The organism is Pseudomonas sp. 478 (assembly GCF_003254125.1).
Classification (GTDB): Bacteria; Pseudomonadota; Gammaproteobacteria; order Pseudomonadales; family Pseudomonadaceae; genus Aquipseudomonas.
In genome coordinates, this window is sequence record NZ_QKZG01000008.1 from 325,831 (window position 1) to 336,656 (window position 10,826).

Here is a 10,826-nt window from a genome sequence, read left to right on the forward strand (position 1 = left end):
GGGATTACTCCTTGCCCGCCAGATTGACCACGCGATTGGAGCGATCCACCGGACGCACCTGCTGCCCTTCAAGCAGCACATGGACGCCAGCGGCCACCACCCAATCGCTGGCGTTCAGTCCTTCGAGGACCGGTACGGTTTTCTCGCCGAAGGCACCGACCCGCACCGGGGTTTTCTTCAGGGTGTTGTTGGCATTGACGACCCAGACGTAGGTCGCGCCGTTTTCCGCGGTCAGCGCGGAAAGCGGCACCGACAGCGGCACCACATCGGAGGTCTGAACGAACACCCGGGCACTCTGGCCGAGTTCAGCGGGAACCTTGCCGGCGGTGAAGGCGATTCGGGCGGCAAAGGTGCGCGATTTTGGATCGGCAGCGGGCGACAGCTCACGGATGCGCCCGGCGAAACGTTGGTCGGGTTGGGTCCAGAGTTCCACCGACACTGGCTGACCAACCTTGAAGCGGCCAAAGCTTTGCTCCGGCAAGCTGATCAACACTTCGCGTTCGCCATCGGTGGCGAGGGTAAATACGGTTTGCCCCGCCGCCACCACTTGCCCGACTTCAACCGCGCGTTTAGCCACCACCCCATCCTGCGGCGCACGCAGCACGGCGTAACTGGCCTGATTGGTCGAGACGTTGAATTCGGCTTTGATTTGCTTGAGGCGTGCTTCACCGGATCGGTAAAGGTTTTCGGCATTGTCGTACTGCGAACGGCTGACCATCTGACGGTCCATCAGGGTCTTGTAGCGATCACGTTCGGCGCGGACCAGGCTCAGGTTGGCCTCGGCAGCAGCGACCTGGGCACGGGTGGCTTCCAGTTGCAGGCGCACGTCCTGAGGATCGAGCTCCGCCAAAGGTTGGTCGGCCTTGACCCGCTGCCCCTCTTCGACCAGTCGTCGACTGACTTTACCGCCAATGCGAAACGCCAGGTCCGGCTCATACCGTGCGCGGACTTCACCGGGAAAACTTTCTATCGCCTGGGCCGAAGGCTCTGGCTGCACGACCATGGCCGGGCGAACGGTGACTTGGGGCGCCTCTTCGTGACCGCACGCAGACAATAAAAACGCCAGACTGACTGGCAACGCGAGGGGCAAGGCATAGCGGAACATGGTGAAGGACCTTTCGCTAATGGTGCTTGGAATAATTATACTGGGCGGTATGTTATTAATAGCAAACTCACCAGTCCAGTATTAAAAGCGCATATGCCTAACAATCTTTCAGTACCCAACGGCCCTGGCCGTCCCAAGGATCTGGCCAAGCGCCAGGCGATCCTCGAGGCGGCGAAAATTCTGTTTTTGAGCAAGGGTTATGCGAGTACCAGCATGGACGCCGTCGCGGCCGAGGCCGGTGTGTCGAAGCTGACGGTCTACAGCCATTTCAACGACAAGGAGACACTGTTCTCCGCCGCCGTGATGGCCAAGTGCGAAGAGCAATTGCCGACGCTGTTTTTCGAATTGCCAGACGGCATTGCCATAGAGACGGTGCTGTTGAACATCGCGCGCGGTTTTCATCTGCTGATCAACAGCGACGAATCGGTCAACCTGCACCGGCTGATGATGACGCTGGGCAGCCAGGACCCGAAACTCTCGCTGATCTTCTTCGAGGCCGGGCCTGAGCGCATGCTGCAGGGCATGGAGCGGCTGCTGACCAAGGTTGATCACAGCGGCGCGTTGAGCATCGACAAACCGCGCAATGCGGCCGAGCATTTCTTCTGCCTGCTCAAGGGGGCGGGGAATTTCAGGCTGCTTTATGGCTGCGGCGAGCCACTGACCGGGGATGCGGCCGAGAGCCATGTGCAGGAAGTGGTGGAGTTGTTTATGCGGGCGTATCGGCCAGAGTCAGCCTGATCATTTTGCAGTGTTTGGGCGGACGCCTTCGCGAGCAAGCCCGCTCCCACATTTGACTGCGTTCCCTTGAGAAGACTCGGTCAAATGTGGGAGCGGGCTTGCTCGCGAACGGCGCGACGCGGTCTTAAGGCTTCAGCGCTTTCTTCGGATAAATGTCATACCGGCTGGATTTACCGTCCAGCGCATGACTCGGCTTCGGCCCTTCGATGCAGGGCGCCTTGCGCGGGCGCTTGACCACCACCCGGTGGCTGGCCAACGCCAACGCCGCTTCGAGCAGTGCAGGCGCATCCGGGTCATCGCCTACCAGCGGCCGGAACAGGCGCATTTCCTTCTTCACCAAGGCCGTTTTCTCACGATGGGGAAACATCGGGTCGAGGTAGATTACCTGCGGCGGCTCGCCTTCCCAATTGCGCATCACCTCGATCGAATTGCCCTTGAGCAAGCGCATCCGCGCCACGATCGGCGCCACCTCAAAGTCTTCCGCGCCGCGTGCCAGACCATCTTCAAGCAACGCGCCAATCAACGGCTGACGCTCGATCAGGCTCATTTCGCAGCCCAGGCTCGCCAGCACGAACGCATCTTTGCCCAGCCCCGCCGTGGCATCCAACACGCGCGGACGCACGCCTTGGGCAACCCCGACAGCCTTGGCGATCATCTGACCGCTGCCGCCGCCGTACAAGCGACGATGGGCCGCACCGCCCTCGACAAAGTCCACCCGCACCGGCCCCGGTGCGTCCGGGCCCAGTTGCTGCAGCTGCAAACCCTGGTCGCCGACCTGCAAGGCGAACTCACCGTCATCCACCTGCATCGGCAAACCCAGGCGCTCGGCCCATTGCTCGGCCTGTGGCTGAAAAGTCGCGGCCAGGGCCTCGACGTGGATGCGGCAGGCCGCAGGTTGCTCAATCATGAGAAAACACGCTCAAAAAATTAATGATCGGCAAAAACGGCCGATAACAAAACTATCGAGCATTTTGCCAGAGCTGAGCGTCGACCGAGAGAAATGTCAGACATTCAACGCACATCGATAGGCTACATTTCGCGACACGGCGATTTTGGTCTACGAAACTCCCAAGCACTGAGCGGCGTCAGTCACCTGTGGCAGGATTTCTTTGCCCAGGCCCTGGCCGATCAGTCGGGCGATGTCGTACCAGCTTCTCTCAACTTTCCACCGGTCGATCTCGACAGCCCGGTCGAACCCACCGTTGGCAGCGAACTGCTGGCACACATCATTTCCCAGCGCGAATGCGATGTGAAAGAAACCGAGGTCCGCCCGCCCGAGCCACTGTTCCTGCCGATTGCCGAGTTCGAAATGGAGCTGGCCGACAAACCTTTCCCACCGTTCCCACCACAAGAAATCGTCGCTCAACAGAAGCAACAGGACTTCGAAAGCCGTTGGGTCCGCCCGATCGTGCTCACCGCAGGTCAGCCTGTACCGCAAGCAGGCCCAGCGCCACAACCGCGTCCGCTGCACCTGCCAATCGCCGAATTCGAACTCGATCTGCTGGACAAGCCTTTCCCGCCGTTCTCGCCCGAAGAGCTGGTAGAGCAACAGAAACAACTCGATTTCGATAACGGCTGGGCTCGCCCGATCGTCCTGCAAAACCTGCGCATCGCCGCCTGACCTTCAATGCATCGTCAGCCTTTGAACATTTGATTGGCCTGGGCGTACGGCATGGAACGCGACGTGAATCCGAAGGTGCCCGACGTCTTGATCTCTTCGGCAGCACGGAAAAACTCGCCATAGGCGGCCAAGGCCAGCGCCGAACCGACGCTGATGCGTTTGACGCCCATTTCGCTCAACTGCTCGACCGTCAATTTCAGTCCGCCGGACATCAACACATTGACCGGTTTCGGCGCCACGGCACGGACCACCGCCAACACGTCTTCAGCGCTGCGCAGCCCTGGCGCATAAAGCACGTCGGCACCCGCCTCGGCAAACGCCTGCAAGCGGCGAATGGTATCGGCGAGATCAGGATTGCCGTGCAGAAAGTTCTCCGCGCGAGCGGTCAACATAAAGGGAAACGGCAAGCTGCGAGCGGCTGCCACGGCAGCCTCGATGCGCGCGACGGCGTGCTCGAAGCAGTAGATCGGCGCTTCTTCACGGCCGGTGGCATCTTCGATAGAGCCGCCGACCGCACCGGCCTCTGCCGCACGCAAAATACTCTGTGCGCATTCGGCTGGATCGTCAGCGAAGCCGTTTTCCAGATCGACGGCGACGGGCAGATCAGTTGCCGCAACAATCGCCCGAACGTTTGCCAGGGTGTCATCCAGCGTCAGTGCGCCATCGGGGCGGGCGTTGGAAAAGGCGTATCCGGCACTGGTGGTCGCCAGCGCTTCGAAACCAAGGCTGGCGAGCATCTTCGCCGAGCCGGCATCCCACGGGTTGGGAATGACAAAAGCCCCCGCGCGTTCGTGCAGTGCTTTGAACGCTTGGGCTCGAAGGGTTTGCGCATCCATTTGGCAGGCTCCTGAAAAGGGCAGGGAATCCGCTTCAGAGCAGGTCAAGTTGCTCGGCAGCGGGCTCTCTGTATAGCTCAGGCAGCGGCGGCAGGCCAGGCAAACGCAGCATCAGTTTTGCGTGAAAACGTTGCGCCAGTTTGGCGGCCAGCAGGTTATCGGCGGTGTGCAGGAAGATATAGGGCGTACGGCCCTCTTCGATCCACACGGCGATTTTCTCGACCCATGGCACCAGGAACGGGTCGTTGGCCTCAAGCTGCGGATGGCCGATGAAGCGCACCTGCGGACATTGCGTGAAGGCCGCCGGACGGGGCGGCACCCGGGGCTTTTTCGATTGGGCGTGAAGGACAGAAGGATCAGTCGATGTGCAGCTGAACAGCGCGCGGGGATCGAGGCAGATACGCTCGACACCGCGATCCAGTAGCAGGCGATTGAGCATTCTCTCGGCATCGCCCTTGGCGAAGAACTCGTCATGCCGCACTTCAACCGCCAGAGGCCGGTCCACAGCATCAATAAAACCGGCAAGCTCCGACAGTCGCTGCGGCGTAAAACTTTTGGACAGTTGCAGCCACAGCGGTGAAACCCGTTCACCGAGGGGGCTGAGCAATTGCAGGAAGGTGTCGGCAGCGGTCAATTGTTCGCGCAGGTCACCGCTGTGGCTGATGTCGCCGGGGAACTTGGCAGTGAAGCGAAAGTGTTCGGGCATGGTCTCGACCCAACGCTGCACGGTGGTCGCAGCCGGGCTCGCGTAGAAGGTCGTATTGCCTTCCACAGCATTAAATACTTGGGAATAGAGATTCAGAAATTCGGTGGGTTTTGCGTCTTGCGGATACAGGTAGTCGCGCCAGGCGTTTTCACTCCAGGACGGACAGCCCAGGTAGTAAGGCAACGGCATCAGATGTACAGATCGAGGCCCAGCACATCCGAATCCCAATCGACAAAACCGGCGGTGCTCAGGTAGCTGGCCAGGGCCTTCGCGACACTGCTGCTCATGGCGCGGTGATAAAGCATGTCTTGTTGGCGGGCGGGGAGATTACTCAAGCGTTGCGCAGAGGCTTTGGCAGCGCGGGCGGCCATTTGCTCTTCGGATGGAATTTCCTGCTCACCGTCGATATCGACGTAGTCGTCATCCGCCACAGGGCCTTTGCGAGGCTTGCGCTTGATGGGGTAGGACTGAGAAGGAACGCCGTCTATACGCATGAGTACATGTCCGGTATCAATGATGGCAGTTTAGTGGCGCATAGCCCACTTCGCAAACCGCCGAGTGATAACTAGAACACAGAAAATGGAAAAGGTTTAAAAGCTGGGGATATAAAACGACGATTGGCTGCGTTTCGTAAATTGCCTTCGCGAGCAAGCCCGCTCCCACAGGGGTCAGCGGAGACCATGTGGGAGCGGGCTTGCTCGCGAAGGGGGCAACTCGGTATCAAGATTTAACGTGCTTTCGGCGTCGCCACTTTATCGCGCAAGTACACCGGCTGAGCCTCATCAGCCACAATCGCCTCACCCCGCGCCCAGGCAAAACGTGCCAGGGTCAGCAGATCTTCAGCGTGAGGCAACATGCCCGCATCCTGCCCGGTCAGGCTGACGGCGATTCGCTCGGCATAACCCCAGCCAGTGCCAGCGCCAAACCACTCACCACTGGCGTCAGCCGGCAACGCGGCCACTTCCGGCGGCAGCACCGCTTCATTGCCGACCAGCCGCATCTCCCCCGCCGTTTCGCGGTAGCAACCCCAATACACTTCGTCCATGCGCGCATCAATGGCGGCCGCGACCTGGCTCACGCCATGTTCGCGATAGGCCCGCTGCGCCAGCACGGCCAAGTTCGACACCGGCAACACCGGGCGATCCAGCGCAAACGCCAGCCCCTGTACCACGCCGATGGCGATCCGCACGCCGGTGAACGCCCCCGGACCCCGTCCGAAAGCAATTGCATCGACCGCTTGCAGGGTGGTCCCGGCCTCCGCCAGCAACTGCTGAATCATCGGCAGCAGCTTCTGGGCGTGCAGGCGCGGGATCACCTCGTAATGGCTCGTGACTTTGCCGTCATGCAGCAAGGCAACGGAGCAAGCTTCAGTCGCGGTGTCCAGGGCCAGCAAGGTGCTCATCGATGTTTCCGTAAGAGAGGTCAGAAAAAGTGCGCCAGTATAAACAACTACGGCCCGCAAGCGGGCCGTAGAAGATGAAGCGTTTTTTTAGCTCAGTGCTTCAAGCACTTTGCCGGTGATCGCTTCAACCGAGCCAACACCTTCGACGTGGCTGTACTTCGGTTTGCCTTGAGCGACGGACAGCTCCTGGTAAAACTTCACCAGAGGCTCGGTCTGGGCGTGGTAGACCGACAGGCGATGACGCACGGTTTCTTCAGTGTCGTCTTTGCGCTGCACCAGCTCGTCGCCGGTGATGTCGTCTTTACCGGCAATTTTTGGCGGGTTGTAGACGATGTGGTACACGCGGCCGCTGGCCTCGTGAACACGACGGCCAGCGATTCGCTGAACGATGTCTTCGTCTTTAACGTCGATTTCCAACACGTGGTCCAGCTCGACGCCGGCTTTCACCAGGGCTTCAGCCTGAGGAATGGTGCGCGGGAAACCGTCGAACAGGAAACCGTTGGCGCAATCAGACTGGCTGATGCGTTCCTTGACCAGGTTGATGATCAGGTCATCGGAAACCAGACCACCGCTGTCCATGACGCTCTTGGCGATCAGGCCCAGCTCGGTGCCGGCCTTGACCGCCGCACGCAACATGTCGCCAGTGGAGATTTGCGGAATGCCGAATTTTTCGGTGATGAACTTTGCCTGAGTACCTTTACCGGCCCCGGGAGCTCCCAGCAGAATGACGCGCATCGATGTGCTCCTCAATTTTTTATATAGATAACGTCAGATTCGCCTCGTGGGGCCAATCTCAAAAAAAGGGTCGTGACCGCCCAAACGGTCAAAGGCTGATCAAGATACACAGCAGGCCCGGACCACACAAGCCGCCGAAAGTCGGAGAAACCCGCGCCTGATGTGGCCTTTCGTCGGGGTAACCCTAGTCGCAACCCCATCACTAACTGTCGCCTGGCAGCACATTTCAACCCCTCGCCCACAGGCAACTCGACGCTCGCGCCGAGCGCCTTGACCCACGACGAAAACCTTAGCCGGTATTACGCAAACCGGCGGCAATCCCCGCCACAGACACCAGCAGCGCTTGTTCTACCGGGCTGCCCTGCGCCACTTCCTGTTGTCGCGAACGCGCCAACAACTCAGCCTGCAATAGATGAAGAGGGTCGAGGTAAGTGTTGCGCAAGCGGATGAATTCAAGCGTGGCTGGGCTATGTGCCAGTAGCTGGGACTGACCGGTCAGCCCCAGGACCACCGAGCAGGCCTGCGACAATAGGTCGCGTAAATGCGCACCCAAAGGGAGCAGATCCGGCTCGACCAAGCGCTCATCGTAGGACCGGGCGATATCGGCATCGGCCTTGGCCAACACCATTTCCAGCATATCGATGCGCGTGCGGAAGAACGGCCACTGCTCGCGCATCTGCCCCAGCAGCTCGCCTTCGCCGCGCTCCAGCGCCTTGCTCAACGCCGCTTCCCAGCCGAGCCACGCCGGCAACATCAGACGCGTCTGGGTCCAGCCGAAGATCCACGGGATCGCCCGCAGGCTTTCAATCCCGCCGGCGCGGCGCTTGGCCGGGCGACTGCCCAGCGGCAAGCGTCCCAGTTCCTGCTCTGGAGTGGACTGGCGGAAATACTCAACGAACTGCGGATTTTCCCGCACCACGGCGCGATAAGCGCTGACACCGTCAGCGGCCAATTCGTCCATCAGATTGCGCCAGGCTGGCTCTGGTGGCGGTGGCGGCAGCAAGGTCGCTTCCAGTACCGCTGCCAGGTACAGATTGAGGTTCTGCTCGGCAATGTCCGGCAGGCCGAATTTGAAACGAATCATTTCCCCCTGCTCGGTGGTACGGAAACGCCCTGCCACCGAACCCGGTGGCTGCGACAGAATCGCCGCGTGTGCCGGGCCACCGCCGCGCCCCACAGTGCCACCGCGACCGTGGAACAACAGCAGTTCCACTTGTTGCTCGCGGCAGATGTCGACCAAGCGCTCCTGCGCCCGATACTGCGCCCAGGCAGCCGCTGTCGTGCCGGCGTCCTTGGCCGAGTCGGAGTAGCCAATCATCACTTCCTGCGGCCCTTGCAGGCGCGAGCGATAACCGGGCAACAGCAACAGTTTTTCGATCACCGGGCCGGCGTTGTCGAGGTCGGCCAGGGTCTCGAACAGCGGCACCACGCGCATCGGCCGCAACACACCAGACTCTTTGAGCAGCAGCTGCACGGCTAACACGTCGGAAGCGGCGCCGGCCATGGAGATCACATACGAACCGAGCGAAGCACCCGGCGCTGCAGCAATTTCCCGGCAGGTCGCCAGCACCTCAGCGGTGTCGGCCGATGGCTTGAAGTACGCCGGCAACAACGGCCGGCGGTTGTTCAGTTCGCGCATCAGGAAAGCGATGCGCTCTTCCTCGCTCCAGTCCTCGTAGCGTCCCAGGCCCAGGTAATCGGTGATCTCGGTCATGGCCGCGGTATGTCGCGTCGAGTCCTGACGCACATCGAGCCGTACCAGGAACAGCCCGAACGTCACCGCCCGGCGCAGGCAATCGAGCAGCGGCCCATCAGCGATCACGCCCATGCCGCACTCATGCAGCGAGTGGAAGCACAGCTCCAGCGGATCAAGCAGCTCGCGGTTGTTTTGCAAAACATCGGCGGGTGCCGGTGTGGTCTGCGTTAAAGAGGCGTGAGCCCAGTTACGCGTCGCGCGCAGGCGTTCACGCAGCTGTTTAAGCACCGCACGGTAAGGTTCGGCGCTGTCCCCGGCCTTGGCCTTCAAGTCATCGCTGGCCTGCTGCATCGACAACTCGGCCGCCAGGTGATCGACATCGCGCAAGTACAAGTCCGCGGCCATCCACCGCGCAAGCAGCAAGACTTCACGGGTCACGGCGGCGGTCACGTTGGGGTTGCCATCGCGGTCACCGCCCATCCACGAGGCAAAGCGAATCGGCGCGGCTTCCAGTGGGAGGTGCAGGCCCGTGGCGTCATGCAGGGCTTTATCGGCCTTGCGCAAATAGTTGGGAATCGCCTGCCACAGCGAATGCTCGATCACCGCAAAGCCCCACTTGGCTTCATCCACCGGCGTCGGGCGAGTACGGCGGATTTCTTCGGTGTGCCAGGCTTCGGCGATCAGGCGCTGCAACTTCGTCTGGATCTGCTCGCGCTCGGCAGTGGTCAGGTCGCGATGGTCCTGGGCGGCCAGTTGCGCAGCAATGGCGTCGTATTTCTGGATGAGCGTGCGGCGCGCGACTTCGGTCGGGTGCGCGGTGAGGACCAACTCAATCTCCAGCCGTCCCAGTTGCCGGGCCAGGGATTCGGCGCCATGGCCTTCAGCACTCAGGCGGGCGAGCAGTTCCGGCAGCACCCGCGCTTCGAACGGCTCTGGCTGTGACTCTTCGCGACGGTGAATCAGCTGATATTGCTCGGCGATATTGGCCAGGTTGAGAAACTGGTTGAACGCCCGCGCCACCGGCAGCAACTCTGCTTCGCTCAATTGGTTGAGGCTGGCGCTCAGTTCAGCGTCCATTGAACCGCGACGGTCGGCCTTGGCTCCTTTGCGGATCTGCTCGATCTTGTCGAGAAAACCGTCCCCGTACTGTTCACGAATGGTGTTGCCCAACAGTTCACCCAACAGGTGAACATCCTCGCGCAAGCGTGCATCAATATCGGTCATCAGCAGTTCTCCAGCGAAAATCCGGGTGACTTGGTGTCCATGCTCTTGAGTTAGAGAGTGCCGCTGTAAAGCGGTTCTTACAAGCGGACGGCGATGGGAATGCTGTTCGCCTGAGAAAGTTTGGGATTGGGATTGGGATTGGGGTTGAGGTTGGGATTGGGTTGGTGGGTACATATCCGTTTCTGCGGTGATGGCTGATTACGGTTTCGCTTTTACAGCGAGTCACTTTCGAAAAGCGCGAAAGTAACCAAAGCGCTTTTGCCCCTCCATTCGGTGCCTCGCCTAGGCTCGGCATGCCCTCACTCCGGCATTGCTCCGGGGGCCCGCCGCCATCGGCCATCCATGGCCGGGGGCGGCTACCGCGGCATCCTTGCCGCGGTGCCCCCTACGCAACGCCTGCGTTCGGCCTCTGGGAAAGGGGCAGGCAGATCAAGATCAAAAGCCAAAGCCAAAGCCAAAGCCAAAGCCAAAGCCAAAGCCAAAGCCAAAGCCAAAGCCTAGCGCGGTATCTGTGCGAGCCTGCTCGCGAAAAACGTCCGGACACCGCGTTCATTCAGACAGCACGCGTTATCGTTCACGTCTTTCGCGAGCAGGCTCGCTCCCAAAGGGGAATGCGTACACTTGAAGAGACAGGCCGGTAGGCCGCCTCGCGGTGCTTTTGCGGTGCACGCCCCCTCGAGAGGCCGAGTGGAGGTTCTGCGCAGTGGGCAACCCGGCATGGATGCCGGGTTAGCCGCCCCCGGCCATGGATGGCCGATGGCGG

General features: G+C 60.9%; 10 protein-coding genes. 2 read left to right on the forward strand and 8 right to left on the reverse strand.

Annotated elements, in window-relative coordinates; all coding sequences use genetic code 11:
- Window positions 1-4: 4 nt before the first annotated feature.
- Entirely contained in the window at window positions 5-1,105 is a 1,101-nt protein-coding gene (locus DFS28_RS18980) for an efflux RND transporter periplasmic adaptor subunit (RefSeq protein ID WP_111451028.1), read from the reverse strand.
- A gap of 93 nt (window positions 1,106-1,198) precedes the next feature.
- Here DFS28_RS18980 and DFS28_RS18985 point away from each other — a divergent pair, with 93 nt between their 5' ends.
- A complete protein-coding gene (locus DFS28_RS18985; protein ID WP_111451029.1) occupies window positions 1,199-1,843 on the forward strand; it encodes a TetR/AcrR family transcriptional regulator in 645 nt (214 codons plus the stop codon).
- A gap of 124 nt (window positions 1,844-1,967) precedes the next feature.
- On the opposite strand, the gene DFS28_RS18990 is transcribed toward DFS28_RS18985, so the two are convergent.
- Window positions 1,968-2,750 carry a class I SAM-dependent methyltransferase gene (locus DFS28_RS18990; protein WP_008146717.1) on the reverse strand — a complete coding sequence of 261 codons (783 nt, stop codon included), beginning with the start codon at window positions 2,748-2,750 and terminating at the stop codon, window positions 1,968-1,970.
- A gap of 93 nt (window positions 2,751-2,843) precedes the next feature.
- Here DFS28_RS18990 and DFS28_RS18995 point away from each other — a divergent pair, with 93 nt between their 5' ends.
- Entirely contained in the window at window positions 2,844-3,464 is a 621-nt protein-coding gene (locus DFS28_RS18995) for an energy transducer TonB (RefSeq protein WP_111451030.1), read from the forward strand.
- A gap of 14 nt (window positions 3,465-3,478) precedes the next feature.
- Here the strand turns inward: DFS28_RS18995 and DFS28_RS19000 are convergent, their stop codons facing one another.
- The 6 genes from DFS28_RS19000 to ppc form a co-directional block, all read right to left on the reverse strand.
- Entirely contained in the window at window positions 3,479-4,300 is an 822-nt protein-coding gene (locus DFS28_RS19000; protein ID WP_024164587.1) for an isocitrate lyase/phosphoenolpyruvate mutase family protein, read from the reverse strand.
- 34 nt (window positions 4,301-4,334) lie between these two features.
- Complete coding sequence (locus DFS28_RS19005) at window positions 4,335-5,195, reverse strand: DUF72 domain-containing protein (protein ID WP_111451031.1); 861 nt, start codon at window positions 5,193-5,195, stop codon at window positions 4,335-4,337.
- Window positions 5,195-5,500, reverse strand: a complete 306-nt coding sequence (locus tag DFS28_RS19010) for a hypothetical protein (protein ID WP_076029904.1) — start codon at window positions 5,498-5,500, stop codon at window positions 5,195-5,197. Before DFS28_RS19010 ends, DFS28_RS19005 begins: the two co-directional genes overlap by 1 nt.
- 233 nt (window positions 5,501-5,733) lie before the next feature.
- The gene (tsaB, locus tag DFS28_RS19015; RefSeq protein ID WP_111451032.1) at window positions 5,734-6,408 is read right to left on the reverse strand and encodes a tRNA (adenosine(37)-N6)-threonylcarbamoyltransferase complex dimerization subunit type 1 TsaB; all 675 of its coding nucleotides are present in this window, start codon (window positions 6,406-6,408) and stop codon (window positions 5,734-5,736) included.
- Between the two features lie 87 nt (window positions 6,409-6,495).
- Window positions 6,496-7,143 carry an adenylate kinase gene (gene adk / locus DFS28_RS19020; RefSeq protein WP_111451033.1) on the reverse strand — a complete coding sequence of 216 codons (648 nt, stop codon included), beginning with the start codon at window positions 7,141-7,143 and terminating at the stop codon, window positions 6,496-6,498.
- A gap of 289 nt (window positions 7,144-7,432) precedes the next feature.
- Window positions 7,433-10,063: a phosphoenolpyruvate carboxylase gene (gene ppc, locus DFS28_RS19025; protein ID WP_111451034.1), complete on the reverse strand. Its 2,631-nt coding sequence runs from the start codon at window positions 10,061-10,063 to the stop codon at window positions 7,433-7,435.
- Between the last annotated feature and the right edge of the window lie 763 nt (window positions 10,064-10,826).

What these genes read in the sequence shown, in the direction of transcription:
- DFS28_RS18980 (WP_111451028.1), bottom strand. Translation starts at nt 1,105, where the DNA reads ATGTTCCGCTATGCCTTGCCCCTCGCGTTGCCAGTCAGTCTGGCGTTT.
- DFS28_RS18985 (WP_111451029.1), top strand. Translation starts at nt 1,199, where the DNA reads ATGCCTAACAATCTTTCAGTACCCAACGGCCCTGGCCGTCCCAAGGAT.
- DFS28_RS18990 (WP_008146717.1), bottom strand. Translation starts at nt 2,750, where the DNA reads ATGATTGAGCAACCTGCGGCCTGCCGCATCCACGTCGAGGCCCTGGCC.
- DFS28_RS18995 (WP_111451030.1), top strand. Translation starts at nt 2,844, where the DNA reads ATGTCAGACATTCAACGCACATCGATAGGCTACATTTCGCGACACGGC.
- DFS28_RS19000 (WP_024164587.1), bottom strand. Translation starts at nt 4,300, where the DNA reads ATGGATGCGCAAACCCTTCGAGCCCAAGCGTTCAAAGCACTGCACGAA.
- DFS28_RS19005 (WP_111451031.1), bottom strand. Translation starts at nt 5,195, where the DNA reads ATGCCGTTGCCTTACTACCTGGGCTGTCCGTCCTGGAGTGAAAACGCC.
- DFS28_RS19010 (WP_076029904.1), bottom strand. Translation starts at nt 5,500, where the DNA reads ATGCGTATAGACGGCGTTCCTTCTCAGTCCTACCCCATCAAGCGCAAG.
- tsaB (WP_111451032.1), bottom strand. Translation starts at nt 6,408, where the DNA reads ATGAGCACCTTGCTGGCCCTGGACACCGCGACTGAAGCTTGCTCCGTT.
- adk (WP_111451033.1), bottom strand. Translation starts at nt 7,143, where the DNA reads ATGCGCGTCATTCTGCTGGGAGCTCCCGGGGCCGGTAAAGGTACTCAG.
- ppc (WP_111451034.1), bottom strand. Translation starts at nt 10,063, where the DNA reads ATGACCGATATTGATGCACGCTTGCGCGAGGATGTTCACCTGTTGGGT.